Annotated in this window: 24 protein-coding genes; 12 read left to right on the forward strand and 12 right to left on the reverse strand. The window is 69.9% G+C overall.

The genetic code is table 11. The features are described 5' to 3' along the window. Positions 1-67: 67 nt before the first annotated feature. Positions 68-490, reverse strand: coding sequence for a hotdog fold thioesterase (locus ACFVR6_RS12000; protein ID WP_386963220.1), 423 nt, complete (start codon positions 488-490; stop codon positions 68-70). Positions 491-538: 48 nt separating this feature from the next. Between ACFVR6_RS12000 and polA the strand changes: the two genes are divergently transcribed. Then, positions 539-3,178, forward strand: coding sequence for a DNA polymerase I (polA, locus tag ACFVR6_RS12005; RefSeq protein WP_386963223.1), 2,640 nt, complete (start codon positions 539-541; stop codon positions 3,176-3,178). A gap of 47 nt (positions 3,179-3,225) precedes the next feature. Continuing rightward, complete coding sequence (locus ACFVR6_RS12010) at positions 3,226-4,899, forward strand: DUF885 domain-containing protein (protein WP_386963226.1); 1,674 nt, start codon at positions 3,226-3,228, stop codon at positions 4,897-4,899. A gap of 5 nt (positions 4,900-4,904) precedes the next feature. Here the strand turns inward: ACFVR6_RS12010 and ACFVR6_RS12015 are convergent, their stop codons facing one another. Continuing rightward, positions 4,905-5,534, reverse strand: coding sequence for a phosphoribosyltransferase family protein (locus ACFVR6_RS12015; RefSeq protein ID WP_386963229.1), 630 nt, complete (start codon positions 5,532-5,534; stop codon positions 4,905-4,907). 264 nt (positions 5,535-5,798) lie between these two features. Here ACFVR6_RS12015 and ACFVR6_RS12020 point away from each other — a divergent pair, with 264 nt between their 5' ends. The 3 genes from ACFVR6_RS12020 to ACFVR6_RS12030 are packed head-to-tail and all read left to right on the forward strand — an operon-like array spanning position 5,799 to position 9,041. Further along, on the forward strand, positions 5,799-6,839 hold the full coding sequence (locus tag ACFVR6_RS12020) for an LLM class flavin-dependent oxidoreductase (RefSeq protein ID WP_386963232.1): 1,041 nt from the start codon (positions 5,799-5,801) through the stop codon (positions 6,837-6,839). A 41-nt stretch (positions 6,840-6,880) separates the two neighbouring features. Next, on the forward strand, positions 6,881-8,251 hold the full coding sequence (locus tag ACFVR6_RS12025) for an MFS transporter (RefSeq protein ID WP_386963235.1): 1,371 nt from the start codon (positions 6,881-6,883) through the stop codon (positions 8,249-8,251). Between the two features lie 19 nt (positions 8,252-8,270). Continuing rightward, positions 8,271-9,041 (forward strand): SGNH/GDSL hydrolase family protein, encoded by a 771-nt coding sequence (locus ACFVR6_RS12030; protein WP_386963238.1) that lies wholly within the window; start codon positions 8,271-8,273, stop codon positions 9,039-9,041. Here ACFVR6_RS12030 and ACFVR6_RS12035 read toward each other — a convergent pair. Next, positions 9,023-9,583: a dihydrofolate reductase family protein gene (locus ACFVR6_RS12035; RefSeq protein WP_386963241.1), complete on the reverse strand. Its 561-nt coding sequence runs from the start codon at positions 9,581-9,583 to the stop codon at positions 9,023-9,025. The genes ACFVR6_RS12030 and ACFVR6_RS12035 overlap by 19 nt on opposite strands. A gap of 120 nt (positions 9,584-9,703) precedes the next feature. Between ACFVR6_RS12035 and ACFVR6_RS12040 the strand changes: the two genes are divergently transcribed. The 3 genes from ACFVR6_RS12040 (at position 9,704) to ACFVR6_RS12050 (ending at position 11,931) form a co-directional block, all read left to right on the forward strand. Beyond that, on the forward strand, positions 9,704-9,964 hold the full coding sequence (locus ACFVR6_RS12040) for a DUF6458 family protein (RefSeq protein ID WP_386963244.1): 261 nt from the start codon (positions 9,704-9,706) through the stop codon (positions 9,962-9,964). A gap of 75 nt (positions 9,965-10,039) precedes the next feature. Continuing rightward, on the forward strand, positions 10,040-10,783 hold the full coding sequence (locus tag ACFVR6_RS12045) for a formylglycine-generating enzyme family protein (RefSeq protein ID WP_386963247.1): 744 nt from the start codon (positions 10,040-10,042) through the stop codon (positions 10,781-10,783). Positions 10,784-11,454: 671 nt separating this feature from the next. Further along, the gene (locus ACFVR6_RS12050) at positions 11,455-11,931 is read left to right on the forward strand and encodes a GNAT family N-acetyltransferase (protein WP_386963249.1); all 477 of its coding nucleotides are present in this window, start codon (positions 11,455-11,457) and stop codon (positions 11,929-11,931) included. 19 nt (positions 11,932-11,950) lie between these two features. Here ACFVR6_RS12050 and ACFVR6_RS12055 read toward each other — a convergent pair whose 3' ends face one another. Together ACFVR6_RS12055 and ACFVR6_RS12060 are read right to left on the reverse strand one after the other, a co-directional pair. Beyond that, positions 11,951-12,817 (reverse strand): AraC family transcriptional regulator, encoded by an 867-nt coding sequence (locus ACFVR6_RS12055; protein WP_386963252.1) that lies wholly within the window; start codon positions 12,815-12,817, stop codon positions 11,951-11,953. A 144-nt stretch (positions 12,818-12,961) separates the two neighbouring features. Then, complete coding sequence (locus ACFVR6_RS12060) at positions 12,962-13,195, reverse strand: hypothetical protein (RefSeq protein WP_386963255.1); 234 nt, start codon at positions 13,193-13,195, stop codon at positions 12,962-12,964. Positions 13,196-13,222: 27 nt separating this feature from the next. Here ACFVR6_RS12060 and ACFVR6_RS12065 point away from each other — a divergent pair, with 27 nt between their 5' ends. Next, positions 13,223-13,594, forward strand: a complete 372-nt coding sequence (locus ACFVR6_RS12065) for a hypothetical protein (protein WP_386963257.1) — start codon at positions 13,223-13,225, stop codon at positions 13,592-13,594. Here the strand turns inward: ACFVR6_RS12065 and ACFVR6_RS12070 are convergent. After that, positions 13,569-14,690, reverse strand: a complete 1,122-nt coding sequence (locus ACFVR6_RS12070) for a saccharopine dehydrogenase family protein (protein WP_386963260.1) — start codon at positions 14,688-14,690, stop codon at positions 13,569-13,571. The two genes, ACFVR6_RS12065 and ACFVR6_RS12070, sit on opposite strands and share 26 nt — an antisense overlap. 92 nt (positions 14,691-14,782) lie before the next feature. Between ACFVR6_RS12070 and deoD the strand changes: the two genes are divergently transcribed. Further along, the gene (gene deoD / locus ACFVR6_RS12075; RefSeq protein WP_386963263.1) at positions 14,783-15,502 is read left to right on the forward strand and encodes a purine-nucleoside phosphorylase; all 720 of its coding nucleotides are present in this window, start codon (positions 14,783-14,785) and stop codon (positions 15,500-15,502) included. 327 nt (positions 15,503-15,829) lie between these two features. Next, complete coding sequence (locus tag ACFVR6_RS12080; protein ID WP_386963266.1) at positions 15,830-16,165, forward strand: hypothetical protein; 336 nt, start codon at positions 15,830-15,832, stop codon at positions 16,163-16,165. On the opposite strand, the gene ACFVR6_RS12085 is transcribed toward ACFVR6_RS12080, so the two are convergent. Further along, positions 16,162-16,770 carry a GNAT family N-acetyltransferase gene (locus tag ACFVR6_RS12085; RefSeq protein ID WP_386963269.1) on the reverse strand — a complete coding sequence of 203 codons (609 nt, stop codon included), beginning with the start codon at positions 16,768-16,770 and terminating at the stop codon, positions 16,162-16,164. The two genes, ACFVR6_RS12080 and ACFVR6_RS12085, sit on opposite strands and share 4 nt — an antisense overlap. 115 nt (positions 16,771-16,885) lie before the next feature. Here ACFVR6_RS12085 and ACFVR6_RS12090 point away from each other — a divergent pair, with 115 nt between their 5' ends. Then, entirely contained in the window at positions 16,886-17,197 is a 312-nt protein-coding gene (locus tag ACFVR6_RS12090) for a hypothetical protein (protein ID WP_386963272.1), read from the forward strand. Between the two features lie 13 nt (positions 17,198-17,210). Here the strand turns inward: ACFVR6_RS12090 and ACFVR6_RS12095 are convergent, their stop codons facing one another. The 5 genes from ACFVR6_RS12095 to ACFVR6_RS12115 form a co-directional block, all read right to left on the reverse strand. Continuing rightward, positions 17,211-17,684 (reverse strand): DoxX family protein, encoded by a 474-nt coding sequence (locus tag ACFVR6_RS12095; protein ID WP_386963275.1) that lies wholly within the window; start codon positions 17,682-17,684, stop codon positions 17,211-17,213. Positions 17,685-18,061: 377 nt separating this feature from the next. Further along, entirely contained in the window at positions 18,062-19,078 is a 1,017-nt protein-coding gene (locus ACFVR6_RS12100) for a LacI family DNA-binding transcriptional regulator (RefSeq protein WP_386963278.1), read from the reverse strand. 47 nt (positions 19,079-19,125) lie between these two features. Next, a complete protein-coding gene (locus ACFVR6_RS12105) occupies positions 19,126-20,574 on the reverse strand; it encodes a GH1 family beta-glucosidase (protein ID WP_386963281.1) in 1,449 nt (482 codons plus the stop codon). Further along, positions 20,575-21,474, reverse strand: coding sequence for a carbohydrate ABC transporter permease (locus ACFVR6_RS12110; RefSeq protein WP_386963284.1), 900 nt, complete (start codon positions 21,472-21,474; stop codon positions 20,575-20,577). Beyond that, on the reverse strand, positions 21,471-22,469 hold the full coding sequence (locus ACFVR6_RS12115; protein WP_386963288.1) for a carbohydrate ABC transporter permease: 999 nt from the start codon (positions 22,467-22,469) through the stop codon (positions 21,471-21,473). Before ACFVR6_RS12115 ends, ACFVR6_RS12110 begins: the two co-directional genes overlap by 4 nt. Positions 22,470-22,552 lie beyond the last annotated feature (83 nt).

Consider the following 22,552-nt stretch of genomic DNA (forward strand, 5'->3'; position numbering starts at 1 on the left):
GACCCCTCGCATCGCGGGGGGTCTCAGCCGTTTCGTGGTTTTTCACGCGGGGATGCCGCGCGAGGCGTCAGAGGTCCTTGATGAGGTTCGTGATGCGCACGGTCGAGCAGCGCCGCCCGGCCTCATCGGTCACGACGATCTCGTGCACCGTCATCGACCGGCCGAGGTGGATGGGGGTGCACACCCCGGTCACCTGCCCGCCGGTGGCGGCGCGGGTGTGGGTGGCGTTGATGTCGGTGCCGACCGCCAGTCGTCCCTCGCCGGCGTGGAGGTTCGCCGCCATCGAACCGAGCGACTCGCCCAGCACGACGTATGCGCCGCCGTGGAGGAGCCCCACCGGCTGGGTGTTGCCCGCCACCGGCATGGTCGCCACGCAGCGGTCGATCGTGAACTCCGTGATCCGGATCCCCATCCTCTCGGCGAGATCCCCGAGGCCGCGGCGTGCGACCCAGTCCATTCCGGCATCGGCCACGGCGTTCTGATCGGTCATATCCCACTCTCGGCTCACGCTGTCCCAGCCCGAAGTTAGGCTGTCATGGTGACGGATGCCGCAAAGCCTACCCTTCTGATCGTCGACGGCCACTCGCTGGCATACCGGGCGTTCTTCGCCCTCCCGGTCGACAACTTCACGACGAAGGACGGCCAGCACACCAACGGCATCTACGGGTTCCTGTCGATGTTCGTGAACCTGCTCAAGGCCGAGAAGCCGACGCACGTCGCGGTCGCCTTCGACACCTCGCGGCAGTCGTTCCGCACCCGCGAGTACGCCGAGTACAAGGCCAACCGCTCCGAGTCGCCTGCGGAGTTCAAGGGTCAGATCCCGCTGCTGCAGGACTGCCTCGCCGCGATGAACATCACGGTGCTGCAGAAGGAGGACTTCGAAGCCGACGACATCCTCGCCACCCTCGCCACCGAGGGCGCGGCCGCCGGCTTCGACGTGCTGGTGTGCTCGGGCGACCGCGACACCATCCAGCTCGTCAACGACGACATCACGCTGCTGTACCCGAGCGTGCAGGGCGTGTCGCAGCTGAAGCGCTACGACCCCGCCGCGGTCATCGAGAAGTACGGCCTGCCGCCGGAGAACTACCCCGACATCGCGGCCCTCGTGGGCGAGACGAGCGACAACCTGCCCGGCGTGCCGAAGGTGGGGGAGAAGACCGCCGTGAAGTGGCTCACCCAGTACGGTTCGCTCGACGAGCTGCTGGAGCGCTCGGGCGAGATCAAGGGCGTGGTCGGCGGCAACCTGCGCGAGCACCTCGACGACGTGCGGCGCAACCGCACCCTCAACCGGCTGCTGCGTGACGTCGAGCTGCCCGTCACCCCCGAAGACCTCGCGGTCAAGCCGATCGACGCCCAGGCCGTGCGTGACATCTTCGCCCGGCTCGAGTTCCGCACGCTCCTCCCGCGCGTGTTCGAGGCGGCCGGCGCGATCGATCCGGGTCCCGGCCCCGATGCCGCCCCCGCCGTCGCCGCGCCCACCCCGACCCAGCCCGACGCCGCCGGCCTGACCGCGTGGCTCGACGCCGCCCAGGGTGAGGTCGCCGTCACCGTCGCGATGAGCGGTGGACTGCCCGAGCGCGTCGGCCTCGCCACCGCCGACACCGCCGTCGAGGTCGACTGGACCGACCAGACGAGCGCCGTGCTGTCAGGCTGGTTCGCCTCGGCCGCGCCGAAGGTGTTCTCCGACGCCAAGCCGCAGGTCAAGGCGCTGCGCCGGGCGGGCGTCGTCGTCGACGCGCTCGTGTTCGACGCGATCGTGGCGGGCTGGCTGCTGCGCCCCAGCTTCCCCGACAAGAGCCTCTCCGACCTCGTCGATCGCTACCTCGGCGAGAAGCTGCCCGAAGCCGACCCCAGCCAGCTCGTGCCCGAGACCGAGGGCGCGACGCCCGGCCAGGTGTCGTGGTTCACGTTGCGTGTCGCGGACGCCCTCCGCGAGGAGCTGCCCGAGTCCGTGGCATCCGTGCTCACCGACATCGAGTTGCCGACCCTCATCACCCTCGCCGACATGGAGCTGGCCGGTGTCGCCGTGTCGCACGAGAAGCTGTCGGGCTTCTCGGCCGAGCTCGCCGAGCGTGCCGACGCCATCGCGCAGCAGGCCTACGCCACCATCGAGCGCGAGGTGAACCTCGGTTCCCCCAAGCAGCTGCAGGAGGTGCTGTTCGAGCAGCTGCAGCTGCCGAAGACCCGCAAGACCAAGACCGGGTACTCCACGGATGCCGCGGTGCTGGCCGATCTGCAGGAATCCCACCCGCATCCGTTCCTCGACCAGCTGCTGCAGCACCGCGAGGCCACCAAGCTGCGCCAGATCATCGAGTCGCTCGACACCGCCATCGCCGCGGACGGGCGCATCCACACGACCTACGTGCAGACCGGCAGCCAGACCGGGCGCCTGTCCAGCACCGACCCCAACCTGCAGAACATCCCGATCCGCACCACCGAGAGCCGCCGCATCCGCGCCGCCTTCCAGGTCGGCGAGGGGTACGAGACGCTGCTGACGGCGGACTACTCCCAGATCGAGATGCGCATCATGGCGCACCTCTCCGGCGACCCGGGGCTCATCGAAGCGTTCAACTCCGGCGAGGACCTGCACCGCTTCGTCGGCGCACGGGTGTTCGGCGTCACGCCGGAGGAAGTCACCTCCGCGATGCGCACGAAGGTCAAGGCGATGTCGTACGGCCTCGTCTACGGCCTGTCGGCGTTCGGCCTCTCCAAGCAACTGCGCATCGAGCAGTCCGAGGCCAAGGGCCTGATGCTGGAGTACTTCGCCCGCTTCGGTGCGGTGCGCGACTACCTGCGCTCCGCCGTGCAGCAGGCGAAGATCGACGGTTACACCGAGACGATCTTCGGCCGTCGGCGCCCGTTCCCGGATCTCTCCAGCCCCAACCGGGTGCTGCGCGAGAACGCCGAGCGGGCAGCGCTGAACGCCCCCATCCAGGGCAGCGCCGCCGACATCATGAAGATCGCGCTGTTCCGCATCCACGCCGAGTTCGCCCAGCAGCAGCTGCGTTCGCGCGTGCTGCTGCAGATCCACGACGAACTGGTCGTCGAGGTGGCGCCGGGGGAGTGGGATGCCGCGGAGCGGATCGTCCGCGAACGCATGGGCGATGCCGCCGACCTCTCGGTGCCGCTGGATGTGCAGATCGGTCGCGGCGCGGACTGGGACGAAGCCGGCCACTGAGCAGTCCCGGGGTTCGCGTCGGCGTGCGCGGGTTCTAGGCTCGAAGGATGACTGACACCTCTCGTCCCACGACCCCGATCGATGCGATCGCGGACGCCTGGGTGGACACCGCCGCCGAACTGTCCCCGATCCTGGCGACCTACATCGGCCGCACCGAGCACAACGGCCGCTTCGACGACCTGTCGCCGGCCGGTGCCGACCGGGCAGCCGAGGCCGCACGACAGACCCTCACGGCGCTGGAAGCGGCAGAGCCCGTCGACGAGATCGACGCCGTCACGAAGGAAGACCTCACGCGCGAACTGCGCCTGAGCCTCGAACTGCACGCGGCGAAGGCGCATCTGCGCGACCTCAACGTCATCGCCTCGCCCGCGCAGGACCTGCGCTCGGCGTTCGACCTCATGCCCACCGACACGGTCGAGGACTGGGGCATCGTCTCCGAGCGGCTGCGGGCTGTCCCCGCCGCGATCTCCGGCTACATCGAGACGCTGCGCGAAGGCATCGCGCAGGGCGTCGTGCCGGCGCGGCGCCAGGTGCTCGAAGTGGTCACGCAGATCGGCCGCTACACCGCAGACGCGGGCTTCTTCGCCAGCTTCGCCGCCGAGGCGGCCCCCGCCGAGGGCCACCTGCCGGCCTCCCTCGCACGCGACCTGACCGACAACAGCAACGCCGCCCGGGTGGCCTACGACGAGCTGGCCTCGTTCCTGGCCAATGAGCTCACACCCGAGGCGTCGGCGACGGATGCCGTGGGCCGCGAGCTCTACGCGCTGCACTCGCGCCGTTTCCTCGGTGCCGAGATCGACCTCGACGAGACCTATGAGTGGGGCATCGAGGAACTCGCCCGCATGGTCGCCGAGCAGGAGTCGATCGCCGAGCAGATCTCTCCCGGAGCGACGGTCGAAGAGGCCGTCGCGCTGCTCGAGGCCGACCCCTCCCGTCAGCTGCACGGCACCGAGGCGCTGCAGCGCTGGATGCAGGAGACCAGCGACCGCGCCGTCGAGGAGCTGGGCCGCACCCACTTCGACATCGCCGAGCCCATCCGCCGCCTCGAGTGCATGATCGCCCCGACGAACGAGGGCGGCATCTACTACACCGGCCCCACCGACGACTTCTCCCGTCCCGGGCGCATGTGGTGGTCGGTGCCGGAGGGCGTGGACACCTTCGACACCTGGCGCGAGCTCACGACCGTCTACCACGAGGGTGTCCCCGGCCACCACCTGCAGATCGCGCAGGCGGTGTACAACCGTGCGCAGCTGAACTCCTGGCGTCGACTGCTGGCCGGCACGAGCGGCCACGCCGAGGGATGGGCGCTGTACGCCGAGCGGCTCATGGAGCAGCTGGGCTACCTCGACGACCCGGCCGACCGCCTCGGCATGCTCGACGGCCAGCGCATGCGCGCCGCCCGCGTCGTGCTCGACATCGGCGTGCACCTGCAGAAGCCGCGCCTGGACGGTACGGGCACCTGGGATTACGACTACGCGCTGGAGTTCATGCGCCGCAACGTCAACATGCCCGACGAGTTCGTGCGCTTCGAGGTGAACCGCTACTTCGGCTGGCCGGGTCAGGCTCCCGCGTACAAGGTGGGCCAGCGCATCTGGGAGCAGCTGCGCGACGAGGTCGCCGAACGCGAGGGCGCCGACTTCTCGATCAAGGCGTTCCACAAGCGGGCGCTGGACATCGGCGGCGTCGGCCTCGACACCCTGCGCGCGGCACTGCGGGGCTGACCTGCTCAGCGACGAGGAGCGTCACGCAGCAGCGCGACGACCTCCTCGTCGCTGGTCTGGCGGAAATCGTCGTAGAACGCGCCGACGGCCCAGAAGTCCCGCACCGGCTGCGGGCACACCCACTCGTCTGCGGCATCCGCCGGCGGCTGCCATCGCGCCGGCGCGACCGGCGCCGCCAGCACCACGTACGCGGCCCCCAGGGCCCGCACGGCGCGGCAGGCGGCGGTGGCCGTCGCACCGGTGGCCACCCCGTCGTCCACGACGATCGCGGTGCGACCGGCGAGGTCCACGCCGCCGAGCCCGTAGCGTTGCGCCCGCCGCCGCAGCTCGGCGCGTTCCCGTTGCTCCACCTCGGCCAGTTGCGCGGGGGTCACCCACCGGCCGTCGGTCGCTTCGTCGTTGAGCACCCGCACGTCCTGCGCGATGGCCCCCGCGGCGACCTCGGTGTGCGAGGGGATGCCGAGCTTGCGCACCGCGACGGCCGTGAGCGGCATGTCGAGCTCGCGGGCGACGGCGGCCGCCACCACGACGCCGCCCCGCGGGATCCCCACCACGACGGCCGCCGTGCCGCGCCACGCGTCGAGGGCCGCCGCCAGAGCGACGCCCGCCGCGACCCGGTCGGCGTACACCGTCACGCCTTCACCGTACGCGCGCGGCATCCGCGGGGGAATGCGGTGCGCCACGGCATCCGCGCCCGCACCCGCGCCCGCGCCGTCGCGAGCGTAGGAGATGGGGCGACCACAGGACCGATCCCCGCTGAAACCACCTACGCACGCCACATCTCCTACGCCCGGAACGCCGAGCGAACGGATGCCGGCGCACGCGAGCGTCGCGGCAGCGCGGGGGAATGCGGAACGGCACCGTCGTGTTGCATGCGCATGAATGGAAAGGAGCCGCGGATGACCGACACGGCACTGCAACTCGGACTCGACACGTTCGGCGACATCACCCGGGGACCGGATGGGGAGCTGCTGAGCGCGGCGCAGACCATCCGCCACCTCGTGGACCAGGCGGTGCTCGCCGACGAACTGGGGCTCGCCGCCTTCAACGTGGGGGAGCACCACCGCCGCGAGTTCGCCGTCTCGAGCCCGGAGGTCGTGCTGGCCGCCATCGCGGCACGCACCCGCGACATCCGGCTCGGCACCGCCGTCACCGTGCTCTCCAGCGACGACCCCGTGCGGGTGTTCGAGCGGTTCGCGACGCTCGACGCGCTGTCGTCGGGGCGCGCAGAGGTGATCCTCGGCCGCGGCTCGTTCATCGAATCGTTCCCGCTGTTCGGCTTCGACCTCGCCGACTACGAGGTGCTGTTCGAAGAGAAGCTCGAGCTGTTCTCCGAGCTGCTCACCGAACGCCCCGTGACCTGGCAGGGCACGACACGGGCGGCGCTGACGGATGCCGACGTGTTCCCCAAGACCGAGAACGGGCTCACCGCGTGGGTCGGGGTGGGCGGCAGCCCGGAGTCGGTCGTGCGCACGGCCCGGTACGGCTACGGCCTCATGCTCGCGATCATCGGCGGCCCGGCGCACCGCTTCCGGCCGTTCGTGGACCTGTTCCACCGGTCGCTGGAGAGTTTCGGGCATGACACCCGTCCGGTGGGCGTGCACTCGCCCGGCTACATCGCCGACACCGACCAGCAGGCGTGGGACGAGGCGTACGAGCACTTCGCCGCCATGAACGACACGATCGGCCGCGAACGCGGCTGGCCGCCGTACAACCGCCTGCGCTTCCAGCACGACGTCGGTCCGGAGGGGTCGATGTACGTGGGATCGCCCGAGACGGTGGCGCGCAAGATCGTCGAAACGGTCACGACGCTCGGTGCCGACAGGTTCGACCTGAAGTACTCCACCGGCACGCTGCCGCACGAGAAGATGATGCACTCCATCGAGCTGTACGGCTCCACCGTCGCCCCGCTCGTGCACGACATGCTCGCGTCGCGCTGATCCGGCGCGGCGGAGGTCGCCGGCATCCGTACGATGACGGTATGCCTGAAGCCGCCACCGCACCCGCGAACGCGCCCGACACCGCGTCGGAGCGCCTGGATCGCCTGCCGTTCACGAAGCGCCACCTGCGGGTGCTGACGGGGTCGGGCATCGGCTGGGCGCTGGATGCGATGGATGTCGGGCTCATCTCGTTCATCATCGCGGCGCTGGCCGTGCAGTGGTCGCTGCAGCCGCATGAGACGGCGTGGATCGCCTCGGTCGGGTTCGTGGGCATGGCGATCGGCGCGAGCCTCGGGGGCCTGCTGGCCGACCGGTTCGGGCGCCGGCAGGTGTTCGCGCTGACCCTGCTGGTCTACGGCATCGCCACCGGCGCGAGCGCGCTCGTGGGCGGCCTCGCGGTGCTGCTCGTGCTGCGCTTCTTCGTCGGTCTCGGCCTCGGCGCCGAACTGCCGGTAGCGAGTACCTACGTGAGCGAGTTCGCCCCGGCGCGTATGCGCGGGCGGCTTATCGTGATCCTCGAGGCGTTCTGGGCCGTCGGATGGACCGCCGCAGCCCTCATCGGCTACTTCGTGGTGCCGTCCTCGGAGGACGGCTGGCGGTGGGCGTTCGTCCTCGGCGCGATTCCGGCGGTGTACGCGCTCATCGTGCGCTGGGGGCTTCCCGAGTCGGCCCGCTGGCTCGAGCGACGCGGCCGCACGGCCGAAGCCGACGCGGTGACCCGGTCGTTCGAGGATGCCGCCGGGCACATCGCCGCGGCGCGGCCCGCCGATGCCGTCGCCGCCCCGGCGGCGCCTCCCGCGGCCGTGCGCACCCGTGAACGCCTCGCCGCGCTCTGGTCGGCGGAGTTCCGCGTGCGCACCGCGTGCCTGTGGCTCGTGTGGTTCTGCGTGAACTTCTCGTACTACGGGGCGTTCATCTGGATCCCCACGATCCTCGTCGCCCAGGGGTACGACCTCGTGCGCTCGTTCGGGTTCACCCTCATCATCACCCTCGCGCAACTGCCGGGCTACGCCGTCGCCGCGTGGCTCATCGAGGTATGGGGCCGCCGGCTCACCCTGTCGGTCTTCCTCGTCGGCTCAGCGGTGGCCGCGGTGTTCTTCGGCACCGCGACGGGGGAGGGCGCGATCATCGCCGCCGGTATGGCGCTGTCGTTCTTCAACCTCGGCGCCTGGGGCGCCCTCTACGCCGTGACCCCGGAGATGTACCCGACGTCGTTGCGCGCGACCGGGTCGGGCTGGGCCGCCGGCGTCGGGCGCATCGCCTCGATCGTCGCCCCGCTCACGGTGCCGCCGCTGCTGGCCGGTGGGGGAGCGCCGCTGCTGTTCGTGATCTTCGCGGGGTTCTTCGCCGTCGCCGCCGCGGCCGCCTGGGGACTCGCAGATCGCCGTGGCCTGGCTCTCGACGACCGGTGACGGCGCGTAGGCTGTGCCGGTGGCATCCGTTCGTTACGTCGCCATCGGCGACTCCTTCACCGAGGGCGTCGGCGACGACCTGCCCGACGGCCGTGAGCGCGGCTGGGCCGATCTGGTCGCGCAGGGGTGGGCGGATGCCGCGGGTGAACCGATCGAGTACGCCAATCTCGCCATCCGCGGCAAGCTGATCGCGCCGATCATCGCCGAGCAGCTGGAACCCGCTCTGGCGCTGCGTCCCACGCATCTGTCGTTCAACGGCGGCGGCAACGACATGCTGCGCCCTCGTACCTCGGTGTCACAGGTGGTGGATGCCTTCTCGCACGTCCTGCGCCGCTGCGATGAGGAGGGTGTGACACTGATCCTGCTGTCGGGCGCCAACCCGTCGGGTCAGCTGCCGCTGAGCCGTGTCATCCAGCGCCGCGGCGACCTACTGTCGGCCGCGGTCGCAGAGCGCATGGGCGACCGGCCCGACGTCGTGACGGCGTTCAACTGGCCCGACCGCGAGCTGTCGACGCCGCCGTACTGGTCCCAGGACCGGCTGCACATGAACGGCCGCGGCCACCACCGCGTGGCGGCGCGCGTGCTCGATGCGCTGGGTATCGGCGCACCCGAGGGCTGGTGGTCGCTGCCGGAGCTGCCGGAGACCGGGCTGCGCGGGGCGGCGTACTATCGCACCCACGTGGGCCCGTGGGTGCGCCGCCGGCTCACCGGCACGTCGTCAGGGGACGGCCGCCAGCCGAAGCATCCCGCGTGGGTGCAGATCGACCCACGTCAGGGGCGCACCGAGTAGACCAGCTCGGCGAACTGGCCGTTGCGACGGGCATCCACCAGCGTCAGCCGGTCGGAGCCGAGACGGCGAGGCAGCAAGGGTTTGCCCGCGCCGAGGGTCGCGGGAGCGATCGACACCCGGATCTCGTCGAGCAGCCCGGCATCGGCGAACTGCCCCGCGAGGTCGCCCCCGCCCACGACCCACACGTCGAGGTCGCCCGCCGCGTAGCGGATCTCCGCCCAGCTGTCGGTGACGGTGCCCGAGGCGAACCGCACGTCGGCGCCGGGAACCGTCGGCAGCTGCCGCGTCGTGAACACCCACGTCGGGCGAGGACCGTAGAACGACGGCCACTTGTCGGGGTGCGCGATGAGATCCTCATGCTCGAGCACCCACTCGTAGGTCGATGACCCCTGCACGAGCACGCCGATGCCGTCGAGGAACGTGTGGAAGTCGGCATCCCCGCCCTCGCCGCCGGGGACCGCGAAGAGCCAGTCCAGCGAATCGGACTCGTCTGCGAGGTAGCCGTCGAGCGTCGTTGCGGTGTAGAAGATCACGCGTGCCATGCGCGCCACGCTATCGCTGACCGTCGACACGGCACAGTCGGAGGCAGGGTGTCAACCCCTCCCATCGCCGGGATGGGTCACGAGAAGATTCCGGAGCTACCCGAACCGAAAGGAATCATCATGAGCATCGGAGCCGGAATCGCGCTCTTCGTCATCGGAGCGATCCTCGTCTTCGCGGTCAACGTCGAGGTGGAGTGGGTCAACCTCGACATGATCGGGTACATCCTGATGGGCGCCGGGGCGCTCGTGTTCCTCATCGGCATCGTGCTGATGGCGCGCCGCCGGTCCACGGAGACCGTCTCGCGCACCGCCGTCGACCCCGCCGCGGGCGAGCGGGTCACCCGCCGCTCGACCACGACCTCGGGGGACGACACCCTGTGAGCACTCTCCGCGCGGAGCCCCCACGCTGAGCGACGCACGACCCGGTGCCGCCGCGACCGACGCTAGAGTCCTGGAGTGAAGGATCTCGAAATGGCGCGGATCGCCGGCGGCACCGTCATGTTGCATGACGCCCGCCGTGAGCGCCGCTGGCAGGTGACCCTGGAGCCGTTCGAGATCGGCGTGTACGCGCTCACCCAGGAGCAGCTCGGCGAGCTGCTCGGCGAGCCGGCGCCGTACCCGCGGCGGCCGGCGAGCGACCTGAGCTGGCTGCGCGCAGTGCGGGTGTGCAACGCGGCATCCGAGTGGGAGGGCCTGGACCCCGCCTACACGTTCGATGGGGAGGACGTCACGTGGCACGTCGACTCCGACGGCTACCGCCTGCCGACCGAGGCGGAATGGGAGTTCGCGTGCCGCGCGGGGTCGACCGGCGCCCATTACGGGCCGCTCGACCAGGTGGCGTGGACGGCAGCCGACGGCGGCACCGCGCCCCACGACGTGGGCGGCAAGCTCCCCAACCTCAACGGCCTGTTCGACACGCTCGGCAACGTGTGGGAGTGGTGCTGGGACCTGCTCGACCCCGCCCGCTACGGCGACTACCGGGTGTTCCGCGGGGGCGGTTTCGCCGACGACGCCTGGAGCGTGCGGGCATCCACCCGCCGGGGCGGTGCTCCGCGCATGCATCACGACGATGTGGGGGTGCGTCTCGCGCGCGGCGGTTTCGACGCCGTCGGCGCCGCGCAGGGCTGGTCGGCCGCCGCCGACCGTGAGCGCGCGATGGGCGAGGACCCTCGCCCCTCCGGCTGGACCCCGCGCCGCTGACCCCGCCCGCTCGCGCAGCCGCCACGGCTGTCGGAATTCAGGCGGTGCGGGATAGTTCCGCCCGCCACGGGTCGACGACGCGGTTACAGCCTGAATTCCGACAGCGCGGTACAGCGACCCGGCGGAGCACGGGCCGGCATCCGCCCGCACCCGCCGCCGCTGCCCCGTCGGAATTCAGGCGGTGCGGGATAGTTCCGCCCGCCACGGGTCGACGACGCGGTCACAGCCTGAATTCCGACAGCCCGGCGCCCGAGCCGGGGAGCAGCGGGCCCCGGACCGCCCGACCTCAGCCGCGGGGCAGCCGCCGCAGCCGGGCGGCCGCCGCGGCTGTCGGAATTCAGGCTCCGCGGGGGAATTCGGCCCGCCACGGGCCGGCGACCGGGTCACAGCCTGAATTCCGACAGCGGGCAACAGCGACCCGGCGGAGCCCGGCCGCCGTCGGGATGTCGGCTTCCCACGAGGCAGGGACGCGCCGGCTGGGTGGCCGGCAGCGGCGCGGCCGCCCGGTGTCGGAATTCAGGCTCCGCGGGGGTATTCGGCCCGCCACGGGCCGGCGACGGGGTCACAGCCTGAATTCCGACAGCCCGGCGCCGATCGGCGACCCGGTCACAGCCTGAATGTCGACAACCCGCCACCGATCGGCGGTGGGAGGCCGTGCCATCATGGGCGCCATGACAGCTCTCACCGTACGGCCGATGACCCCGGACGAGTACGCGCAGTGGCAGACCACCATCGCCACGGAGTACGCGGCCGAGCAGGTAGCCGCAGGCCGCTGGGCGGCGGACGGCGCGGTGCAGCGCGCCCTCGACGAGAACGCTGAACTGCTCCCCGACGGCCTGCAGACCCCGCGCACGCTCCTGCTCACGGCGGTGGATGCCGCCGGCGCCCCGGTCGGGCGGGCCTGGGTCAGCCTGGACCACCCCCGCGGCGCACCGGATGTCGCCTTCCTCTACGACATCGAGGTCGCCGAGCCCCACCGAGGCAAGGGCTACGGCCGTGCCCTCCTCGCGGCCGTGGAGCAGGCCACCCGGGAGACGGGCGTCGGCGCGCTGGAGCTCAACGTGTTCGGGCACAACGCCACCGCGATCAGCCTGTACGGATCGTCGGGCTACGACGTGGTGACCCAGCAGATGCGCAAGGCCCTCTGACGGATGCCGGAGCGCCGCATCACCCGCGCTCGACCGGCAACCACAGCTCGCACGTCGCGGTTGCGAAGTCCTCGGCGCGCTCGAGCACCGCGACGAGCGCCGGTCCCGGCCGCAGACGCCACGGGTTCGACGGGAACCAGTCGGTGGCCGTGGCCGCCCACATCGACTGCAGAGCCTCGGGGTACGGGCCGGACGTGCGGAAGACCGCCCAGTCACCCGGGGGCACCTCCATCACGGTCAGATCGGCAGGTACGGAACTGTGCGCGTCGACTGCCACGCCGTGCAGGTAGGTGAGCTCGCTGCCCTCGGTGTAGTCGGGATCGACGTCGGCGCTGACCTGCAGCAGCCCTGTCGGTGCGGCATTGCCGAGCCGCTTCAGGCGGGCGTGCTCGTCGGCCGGGAGCCCGGCGATGAACGCCTGGATGTGGGGGTTCGCGCCCACGTGGATGAGCGGGACGGGTGTCGCGTGGCCGATCATGCGGAAGGCGGGCTGCGCGGTGATGCGGGTGTCCATCGGGGTGTTCCCTTCTACGGTCAGGCGGAACCTGAGTTGCGATTGCGAGCGAAGGGGGCCGCCGTGACGGCGAAGGTCACCGGGACCGACACCGTGCACCGCACGGAAAGCGCGCTGGAATGCCTCGGTCGAGCCGTACCCGTAGCGCACCGCGATGTCCACCAGCACGTCGCCGGCCAGCACTTCCGCCGCCGCGACGGTCATGCGCCGCCGACGGATGTACTCCGACAGCGGCATGCCCGCCAGCGACGAGAACATGCGCCGCACGTGGTACTCGGTCGTGCCGAGACCTGTCGCGAGACCGCCGATGTCGATGTCCTCGGTGAGGTGATGCTCGACGTACTCGACGAGCCGGTTGAGAACAGCGATCACGGCTTCCCCTTTCGACATCCAGCCTGCCTCCGGCCGCGCGGCCGCACCCGACAATCGCGGTCCGATCGCATCGGAGCGACCCGACGGCGTGCCTGCACCCTACGCAACGCGCGCCCCGCTCGCGCGCCCCGCAGGCACCTCGCCTCAGGCGGCGAGCGCCGTGACCTCGACCTCCACGAGCACGCCCGGCGCGAAGAGACTCTCGACGCCGATGAGGGATGCCGGAGGCATCGGGAGCGGCAGGCCGATCTCCGCCGCGACCTCGGTCACGCCCGCCATGAACGCGTCCATGTCCGACGCCTCCCAATCGACGACGTAGAACGACAGCCGCAGGACGTCCGCGAACGAGGCATCGCGAACCCGGACTGATCCGGGCAACCACCTCCTCCCCGCTAGGCTCAGGCCGTGATCGCCGCTTACGCCCTCACCGCGCTCCTCGGACTCCTCACCGTCTTCCAGTTCGCGCTGATCTTCGGCGCCCCGCTCGGACGCTTCGCCTGGGGCGGCACCCACCGGATCCTGCCGACGCGCCTGCGCATCGGCAGTGCGGTGTCCGTCGTGATCTACGCGGTCATCGCCCTGCTGGCGCTGGACTGCGCCGGGGTGATCGACCTCGTGCCCGATGCCGTCTCCACGGTCGCGATGTGGGTCGTCTTCGCCTACTTCGTGCTCGGCATAGCGATGAACGGCATCTCCCGCAGCAAGCCCGAGCGCTACACGATGGCACCGCTGTCCGCCCTCCTGGCCGCGCTCAGCCTCCTCGTGGTCCTGAGCTGACGTCGACCGTCATCCCCACATCGGCACCCATCTCCTGCAGCGCGGCCAGGCCGAACCCCTGAATCGGACCCTGCACCCCGAACGCAGCGGGCACCGATGAGCGGAGCCGCTCCGCCGCCACCGCCACAAGGTCGGCGGTGAGTGTGTACGGGCTCGGGGCATCGAGGTGCGCCTCCGCCACCATGACCCCGGCCGCGTCACTCGCCGTCGCCACGACGCGGGTGCGCGTGCGGGCCCGCGCAGCGGCATCGGGACCGGGGGAGGAGCCACCGCCGGCACCGGCGATCCGCTCGATCAGCCGGCGCCCCGCCGGCACCGTGCCGATACCCCGCGCGAGCCGCGTGATGAGCGGCATCAGCCGCGCGGTGCGCGGGAACCAGCCGTTGTAGTCCTCCACGGTCTGCAGCGTCGGGTACAGCGGCGGCAGGAAGAGCACCTCGGTCCCCGAGACGAGGATGCCGGTGCGCGTGGAGCCGCGCAGGTCGAACGCGTAGGTGCGCCCCGCCGTCGGCACCTGCTGCAGTCGCCCCTCGCGCCACACCGGGCTCGACTGCAGGATGCCGGCGGCGAGGGTGGCCCGCGTCCCCTTGCTGATGCCGCCGCGCAGCGATCCGGCGGCGAAGTACCCGATGCGCAGCGTCGTGGCATCGGCCCCGGCGCGTTCCAGGGCGAGGGCACCGGCCAGCATCCCCGGCACGTAGTCGTAGCCGAATGCGGGCAGCATGAGGATGCCGGCGGTTCGGGCCGCCCCGTCGTGACGGTCCTGCAGCGCCCGCACGAACCCGACCTCACCGGTCGTATCGAGATAGTGCGCCCCGGCGCGCACGGCGGCCTCCGCACCCGCCCACCCGACCTTCTCGAACGGCCCCACGGTGCTGACCAGCACATCGCCGGGGGAGAGGATGCCGGCGACGGCGGCAGCGTCGGTGGCATCCACCACCCGCGTCGGCAGCCGCGCATGGCGCGCCGACGCGTCGGCGAGCTTCAGCGGGTTGCGTCCGGCCAGCACGGGCGAGCCGCCCCGACGCACCAGGGCCTCGACGATCAGGTCGCCGGTGTAGCCGGTCGCGCCCAGCACGACGATCTTGGGGGGCATCGTTCCTCCTTGCTCCGCGTGCCGGCCATCATCGCAGACGGCGGAGAGCCGGGGCCGACCGCGCGTACAGCCGACTGACCTACTGTGGGCGGATGAGCACCCACATCGCTGCCGCGCCCGGCCAGATCGCCCCCATCGTCCTGTTCCCGGGCGACCCGCTGCGGGCGAAGTGGATCGCCGAGACCTTCCTCGAGGGCGCCGAGCTGTACAGCCAGACGCGCGGGATGCTCGGCTACACCGGAACCTGGCAGGGCACGCGCGTCTCGGTGCAGGGGTCGGGCATGGGTCAGCCGTCGATGGCGATCTACGCGAACGAGATGTTCGAGGCGTACGACGTGCAGACCGTCGTGCGGGTCGGATCGTGCGGGGCACTCACCGACCGGCTCGCGCTGCGCGACATCATCATCGCCAACGGTGCGTGCACGGACTCCGGCATCAACCGCGTGCGGTTCCACGGGCTCGACTACGCGCCCGTCGCCGACTTCTCGCTGCTGCGCGCGGCGGTCGAGGCCAGTGAACGGGAGCCGGTGGCATCCGCCGTGCACGTGGGGCTCCTGCTGTCGAGCGACCAGTTCTACACCACGCGACCCGAGCTCAACGAGCCGTTCGTGCGGCACGGCGTGCTGGGCGTCGAGATGGAGACGAGCGGGCTCTACACGCTGGCCGCGTACTACGGCCGCCGGGCGCTGAGCATCTGCACGGTGTCGGACAATCTGGTCACGGGCCAGGAGACCACCGCCGCAGAGCGGGAGCAGACGTTCGGCGACATGATCCGCATCGCGCTGCAGGCGGCGACTGCGGCGAGCGCGTAAGGCCGTCGCAGGCCCCACGCCGCTCCACCGATCCGGAGGCGGGCCGGATCGAGATCGACCGGACGGCGCGGCGATCCGCTCACCTCGAGGTCGCCGGGGCGTTCGGCTCTCGGTCGACAGACACCCCGTACCGCGCGGCGATGGTGCGCGCCGCGTTGGCCGTCGTGAAAAAATCCCGCAGCGCCCGAAGCACAGGCAGGGTGCCGAAATCGAACGTGCGCTCGCGCAATTCGGGGAACCTCGCCGACACATCCCGCCGGTCTACGCTGCGTTGAGGTGAGCCACTCGACTCACCTCATCTGTGCACACGATGCTCGAGGGGGAGCGATGGCGAAGGTACTGATTCACGCAACGGTGAGCCTGGACGGCTTCATGGCCGATGCCGACGGGGGAGTCGACTGGATGAACGGCTTTCCGGTGGATGCCGGCGATGAGGCCGTCGTCGGCGGTGTCGTCGCGGACATCGGCGCGGTCATCGGCGGCGCCAACAAGACGCAGACGGTGGAGGCGGGTGAGATCCCGTACGGCGGGATGCTCGGAGTGCCGGTGTACCTCATGACGCACAGCCCGCGCGACGCGATCGAGAAGGACGGCGGGCTGGAACGCGTCGACACCTCGGCCTTCGCCAGCGAGGTGCATCTGCGCTACCGCGTGCTGACCTAAGCGCGAGTCCCTGCCGCAACGGTCGGCGGCACGGTGATGCGCATCACGGTCTTGCGCTTGCCGATGTGGCGCTCGAAGGTGAATCCCGCCTTCTCGAACATGGCCCTCGTGCCGTTGTGAAGGAAGGAGGACGACGTCTTCTTGTCGGGCACCAGCTCGTTCGGGAACGAGACCACCTCGCCCCCGCCGGCCTGGGAGATCAGCGCGAGCGCGCCGTCCAGGGCTTCCCGGGCGACGCCCGAGCGGCGGTGGTCGCGATCGACGAAGAAGCACGTGATGCGCCACGGTGCCGGGCGGCCCTCGCCGGCGTCGTATTCCTTGCGGTGGTAGATGCCGGGGAGTTCGAGGGGACTGCCGTACTGACACCACGCGATCGCCTGGTCGCCGTCGAAGACGAGGGCGGCGTGGGCGACACCCTCATCCACGAGACGTCGCTTGAACGTCGGCCCGTCGTGCTCCCTCTTGATCGTCTCCTCGGTGTCGCCGTGGAAGTAGGAGCAATAGCATCCGCCCCACACCCCGTTGTGTTTCTGCGCGAGCGCCAACCAGGCGGGGAAGGTCTCCGGTGTGAGGGGCTTGATCACGTGCGCCGTTGTCGTGTTCATCTCATCCGCTCCCGATGTCGGTGGTGCTGCCAGTGTGCCGCCGGGGTCGGACACCCGCCAGGGGAGCGTCAGGGGAGCAGCACTCGGGCGCCCCGATGGTCGCTATCGTTGCGCCATGCCTACGGTGACGGACTGGATATCAAGCATCGGCTCCTTGGTGGGCGGCCTGACCGGTATCGGCGCACTGGTGGTCGCCGTCCTCAGCTATCGCAAGTCGAACCGGGCGCTGGCAGCCGACGCGCAGACCAGGGGAGCGGTCACCTCGACCGTGGACGCGATCGAGGTGCTCGGGCGCGCAGGAGGGTTCGACACCGAAGCGGGCGACGAGGGCTACGCCGTTCGCCGGGAGCGACCTCGGGGCCGGGAGCAGAAGGATGCCTACGAGGCGGCGTTGAATTCTGCCCGACGCGAACTCGGCCAGGCCTAGCGCCGGGCGGGATTCACAGCGTGCGCGGATCGCGGTCTGGGCGATCGGCGGGGGCAGCAGTGCGTCCATCATGTCGCTCGCGCCACGCGCGCCACGCGCCGGTGGACCACAGCGCCCAGATCACCAGGAGAGGCTGGAAGAGCAGGCGGATGCCGCGGGAGAGATCGGTGTCCAGACCGAAGGCATCCGTGCCGCTGACGAACTGTTCGACGTTCCCCGGGAAGATCGCCACGAAGAACGCCGCGGTGATCCACCCGATCAGCACACGCTGCCGCGCCCATACCAGCAGCGCGACGCCCAGCGCGATCTCGACGACGCCTGACGCGAGCACGACGAAGTCGACCGGCAGGGGGATCCACGCGGGAACCTGGGCGACGAACGAGGCACGCGCGAAGGTGAGATGTCCGACTCCCGTGAACAGGAGCGTTGCACCCAGCATCCACCGGGCGATCGTCCGCGGTAGGCTCGTGGCCCGGCGTTCACGCATGTCATCACCTCCCGCTCCGGTCGACACCGCGATGGTGCGTCCACCATACGGTGAGCGCGGCGCGGGGAGGGGCGCAGCCGCCGTGCGGCGTGTGCGATTCACGTGGATTGACATAATGTGCATTATCGGCGCACCACCGTCGATCGCTGCGGCACCACCAACGACCGGCCGGCCCGACGTTTCTCTCCTGGCCCGTCGATGCCGGCCCCGCGGAGCCGTACATCTATGGTCTGACCACAAGGCGTGCCTGGAAGCCCAACGGGCATCCCGTGGGTCTGTCACGGGGCCAGCCTCTCCCCCACCCTGCGGGTCGCACGACATCGCGACCGCACCCTATTTTCGAAGATCACGAGGTTTGGCGACTATTCACGTTGACCTCAGACCGATGATCGCTCAACCAGGTCACAGTCGATCGTCGTGACCAACGGCACTTCTTTTCCCTCCACCAGAGTCAGGAGCGTCTTCACCATGACGGCGCCCTTCTCGGCCGTATGCAGATCGAGGGTCGTGAGCGAGGCGCTCGCGGCAAAGAAGTTGTCATCCGCCGCCGTGAGCGCAATCGCGTGCGGAATGAGCACCCCCTGCTCGCGCAGGTATGTCGCCGCGCCCGAGCCCATCTGAGCCGAGGCGCAGAACACAGCATCGATCGTCGGATCCCGCTCGAGAAGCCGCGCGATGGCGCGTGCGCCGCTGGCAGGAGTGAAGTCACCCACCTCGAAGAGATCGTCCCGGAGTCCGGAAGCCGCCAGGGCGCTTCGGAACCCCTCCATACGGTCCATCCCGGCCGCCGTGTCGAGCGGCCCGGCGATCGTCGCGATTCGCGAGCGCCCCGCATCGATCAGCGCGCGGGTGCCACGGAAACCGACCTCCACGTTGTCCACGTCCACGACGTGGACAGCCGGGGACGTGGGCTGCAGAGGCCGCACCCCGAAAACGATCGGCAGGCTCGGCGACAGTTCGGCGTAGGTCTGCGCGCCGGTGTGATGAGAGAGCACAAGAGCTCCGTCGACGTTGCCTCCCAGCAGGAACTGCCTCGTCTTCCCCGCGTTCCCACCCGACTCGATGAGCAGAGTGAGCATGTAGCCGGTCGTCGATGCGTACAGCGCGGCACCCTGGATGACCTCGGCGAAGTACGGGTCGGCGAAGAAATCCGCCGTCCGTTCGGGGATGACCATGGCGATCATGTGGGCCCTGCGCCCGACGAGGCTCCTGGCAGCGCGGTTGGGAATGTAATTCAGGCGCGCGATGGCCGCGTTCACCGCCGCGACCGACTCGGGGGTGACATGGGGCGAGCCGGTGATGACCCGCGAGACCGTTGACTTCGAGACGCCGGCCATGGCCGCCACCGCGAACAGGGTGGGCGGCGCGACCTCTTGATCCGACTGCGCACTCATGCTGTCCTGACCTCGATCCAGCGTCTCATCGGGAAAACCAGCACCGATCAGTGCGGGATGCTGCGACCCTCGATCAGTCGCGCCAGCCAGCGACCGCTGTCTTTCACGGTGCGCTCCTGGGTCTCGTAGTCTACGTGGACGATCCCGAATCGCTTGGTGTAGCCGTACCCCCACTCGAAGTTGTCCAGCAGCGACCAGACGAGGTATCCACGGAGGTCGACACCGCGCTCGATAGCTCGGTGGGCGGCGGCGAAGTGGCGGCGCAGATAGTCCAGACGCGCAACATCTCGCACCCGGCCACCGACGATTTCATCCGCGAACGCCGCACCGTTCTCGGTGATCATCAACGGGAGAGCCGGAAACTCACGGGTCAGTGACAGCAGGAGTTCCTCCAGCCCGTCGGGCGCGATGTTCCACCCCATCGCGGTGTAAGGCGGGTCCTGCACGAGGAACTCGACGTGCTCGCTGCCCGGCCAGGGCGAGCCGCCGACATCCTTGTGCCCATCCGCGCGCTGACGAACCGAGACGCCGTCCCACATCCGCACCGTCGCCGTGGAGTAGTAGTTGACCCCGAGGAAGTCCAGCGGCTGGTGGATGATCTCCAGGTCGCCCGGGAGGACGAACGACCAGTCCGTGACGTCGGCGGTGTCCTGAAGGAGATCTTCGGGATAGACGCCGTGCAGCATCGGTCCCGTGAAGGAGCGGTTGGCAAGCGCATCGATGCGGCGCCGCGCCTCGGGGGACGACGCATCCGCTCCGCGCAGCACATGGAAGTTCAGCGTCACCGAGACCTCGGCATCCGCCGGCACCACCCGGCGCAATGCCGCCACCGCGAGTCCGTGCGCCAGGTTGAGGTGATGCGCGGCGCGAAGCGCAGCATCCGGATCGGTGCGCCCCGGGGCGTGAGCACCCGACCCGTAACCGAGGAACGCGCTGCACCACGGCTCATTGAGGGTCGTCCACACCGGCACCCGATCGCCCAGGGCGGTACCGACGATCTCGGCGTACTCGGCGAAGCGATACGCCGTCTCCCGGTTGGTCCACCCGCCCCGATCTTCGAGGGCCTGCGGCAGATCCCAGTGATAAAGCGTCGCGATGGGACGGATGCCGCGGGCGATGAGCCCATCGACCAGCCTCGAGTAGAAGTCCAGGCCGCGCTCGTTCGCAGGCCCCGAGCCGCTCGCCTGGATGCGCGGCCAGGAGATGGAGAAGCGATACGCGTCGAGGCCCAGCGATGCCATCAGGTCGAGATCCGCCTCGACCCGGTGGTAATGGTCGTCAGCGATCTCCCCCGTGTCGCCGTTCGTGATGGCTCCCGGCTTGGCCGAGAACGTGTCCCAGATGGACGGTCCCCGCCCGTCGGCATCCACCGCGCCCTCGATCTGGTAGGCGGCGGTGGCCGAGCCGATCACGAAAGAAGGGGGAAAGGTCAGGCCGACCTCTTGGTCATCCGCGCGCTCCGCGACGGCGCCCGCCGTCGTGTCGATGGTGTTCATCTAGCCCTTCACTGCTCCCTGCATGATTCCTGCGATGAGTTGCTTCCCCGCGAGGAAGAAGAGGATGAGAAGCGGGATGACCGACACGACGGCCCCCGCCAGGACGAGCGAGTTGTCGGGTGTCTGCCCTCCGCTCGCGCTCAGGGTGGCCAGAGCCGTCTGCACGCTGGGATTGCGGGGGCCGAGAACCAGGCTCGGCCACAGATAGTCGGTCCACGCGGCCATGAAGGTGAACAGCGCGAGCACCGCCATCGCGGGCCGAGCCGCCGGCAGGGCGACGTGCCAGAACGTGCCCCACATCGAGGCGCCGTCGACCCGTGCTGCCTCGATGAGCTCGTCGGGGATGACGTCCACCAGATACTGGCGCATGAAGAACACGCCGAACGCCGTCACCAGCCCCGGCACGATGACCGCCTGCAGCGTCCCGACCCACTCCCATTCGGCCATGAGCATGAACAGCGGGATGATGCCGAGCTGAGTCGGGATGGCCATCGTCGCGATCACGGCGAGGAGCAGACCGTTGCTCGCCCGGAAGCGCAGCTTGGCGAAGGAGTAGCCGGCGAGCGTCGAGAAGAACACCACCGAGATCGTGATCGCGCCCGCGATGATGATGCTGTTGATCAGCGCCTGGACGAAGGGCACCGTCGTGAAGACCTTGGTGATGTTGTCGAAGAAGTTCGGGCCGGGCAGAATCGCCGGCGGCACCAGGTTGACGTCCGAGGACTGCCGGCTGGCGATGACGAAAGACCACCACAGCGGGAACGCCGACACCAGGAAGAAGGCGATCAGGATCGAGTAGGTCAAGATGCCTGGCGTCTCGTGGTTCTTCGCCTTGCGTTGCGGCGGTGGCGCGTGGCCGGCCCCCGCAGCCGTGAGGTTCTTCTCCAGGACAGCGCTCATGATACGCCTCGCTTCAGTGGAAGGATCTTCTGGACCGGCTGTCGAACGGGCCGCTCGGATGTGGTGCGGATGGCCCGGGCGACCACGAAGTTGAGAACGCCGGCGAGGATGATGATGAGGAAGAGGATCCAGGCGGTGGCGGATGCCATCCCGAAGTCTCGTCGCGGGAACGCCATCTCGTAGAGGTAGAGGACGATCGTCTGGAACTGCTTGTTACCGCCCCCGTACGTGCGTGAGTCGAAGAGCCTCGGCTCGGTGAAGATCTGCAGTCCGCCGATGGTCGCGGTGATCACGACGAAGATCATGGTGGGCCGGATCATCGGGATCGTGATCGACCAGAACCGGCGGGCTTTGCTCGCGCCGTCGAGGGAAGCCGACTCGTAGACGTCACGCGGCACGGCCTGCATGGCGGCAAGGAGGAGCAGCGCGTTGTAGCCGGTCCAGCGCCAATTCACCATGCTCGCGATGGCGACATGCGACGGGAAGACGTCGAAGGTCCACCGGATGGGGTCCAGGCCCATCAGCTCGAGAAGGCCGGCGACCGGCCCGTGGTACTGGTTGAAGATCTGCAGGAAGATGACCGCGACCGCGACCGGGGCCACGATGTAGGGCAGCAGTACGCTCATCCGCCAGAACGTCGTGCCGCGCAGCGCCTGGTCGAGCAGCGCGGCGATGATCGTCGCGACGACCAGCTGCGGAATTGCCGACAGCAGGAAGATGCTGATGGTGTTGCCGAAGGCGTTCCAGAACAACGGGTCGCTCAGCACGGCGCCGTAGTTCGCCAGGCCGACGAAGTCGCCCTGGCCCTTCAGCAGATCCCAGTCGTAGAGCGACACGTTGAAGGTGTAGATGACCGGGAAGAGCCCGATGAGCGCGAACAGGATGAAGAACGGCGCGATATAGAGGTACGGAGAAGCTGCGTAGTCGAATCGACTCAGCTTCTGCCGGAACGTCAGGCCCGATGGAGCCCGGCGGACGGCGGTGGAAGTGGTCATCTCTCTGCCAATCGAGGAGAAGTGCCGCGGGTGGGAATGGTGGTGGGGCGGCCTCCGACAGTCGGCCGCCCCACCGGTGGAGT

Source organism: Microbacterium sp. NPDC058021, from assembly GCF_042885955.1.
Lineage (GTDB): Bacteria > Actinomycetota > Actinomycetes > Actinomycetales > Microbacteriaceae > Microbacterium.

What these genes read in the sequence shown, in the direction of transcription:
- ACFVR6_RS12000 (WP_386963220.1), bottom strand. Translation starts at nt 490, where the DNA reads ATGACCGATCAGAACGCCGTGGCCGATGCCGGAATGGACTGGGTCGCA.
- ACFVR6_RS12010 (WP_386963226.1), top strand. Translation starts at nt 3,226, where the DNA reads ATGACTGACACCTCTCGTCCCACGACCCCGATCGATGCGATCGCGGAC.
- ACFVR6_RS12020 (WP_386963232.1), top strand. Translation starts at nt 5,799, where the DNA reads ATGACCGACACGGCACTGCAACTCGGACTCGACACGTTCGGCGACATC.
- ACFVR6_RS12025 (WP_386963235.1), top strand. Translation starts at nt 6,881, where the DNA reads ATGCCTGAAGCCGCCACCGCACCCGCGAACGCGCCCGACACCGCGTCG.
- ACFVR6_RS12035 (WP_386963241.1), bottom strand. Translation starts at nt 9,583, where the DNA reads ATGGCACGCGTGATCTTCTACACCGCAACGACGCTCGACGGCTACCTC.
- ACFVR6_RS12040 (WP_386963244.1), top strand. Translation starts at nt 9,704, where the DNA reads ATGAGCATCGGAGCCGGAATCGCGCTCTTCGTCATCGGAGCGATCCTC.
- ACFVR6_RS12050 (WP_386963249.1), top strand. Translation starts at nt 11,455, where the DNA reads ATGACAGCTCTCACCGTACGGCCGATGACCCCGGACGAGTACGCGCAG.
- ACFVR6_RS12070 (WP_386963260.1), bottom strand. Translation starts at nt 14,690, where the DNA reads ATGCCCCCCAAGATCGTCGTGCTGGGCGCGACCGGCTACACCGGCGAC.
- deoD (WP_386963263.1), top strand. Translation starts at nt 14,783, where the DNA reads ATGAGCACCCACATCGCTGCCGCGCCCGGCCAGATCGCCCCCATCGTC.
- ACFVR6_RS12080 (WP_386963266.1), top strand. Translation starts at nt 15,830, where the DNA reads ATGGCGAAGGTACTGATTCACGCAACGGTGAGCCTGGACGGCTTCATG.
- ACFVR6_RS12085 (WP_386963269.1), bottom strand. Translation starts at nt 16,770, where the DNA reads ATGAACACGACAACGGCGCACGTGATCAAGCCCCTCACACCGGAGACC.
- ACFVR6_RS12090 (WP_386963272.1), top strand. Translation starts at nt 16,886, where the DNA reads ATGCCTACGGTGACGGACTGGATATCAAGCATCGGCTCCTTGGTGGGC.
- ACFVR6_RS12095 (WP_386963275.1), bottom strand. Translation starts at nt 17,684, where the DNA reads ATGCGTGAACGCCGGGCCACGAGCCTACCGCGGACGATCGCCCGGTGG.
- ACFVR6_RS12100 (WP_386963278.1), bottom strand. Translation starts at nt 19,078, where the DNA reads ATGAGTGCGCAGTCGGATCAAGAGGTCGCGCCGCCCACCCTGTTCGCG.
- ACFVR6_RS12105 (WP_386963281.1), bottom strand. Translation starts at nt 20,574, where the DNA reads ATGAACACCATCGACACGACGGCGGGCGCCGTCGCGGAGCGCGCGGAT.
- ACFVR6_RS12110 (WP_386963284.1), bottom strand. Translation starts at nt 21,474, where the DNA reads ATGAGCGCTGTCCTGGAGAAGAACCTCACGGCTGCGGGGGCCGGCCAC.
- ACFVR6_RS12115 (WP_386963288.1), bottom strand. Translation starts at nt 22,469, where the DNA reads ATGACCACTTCCACCGCCGTCCGCCGGGCTCCATCGGGCCTGACGTTC.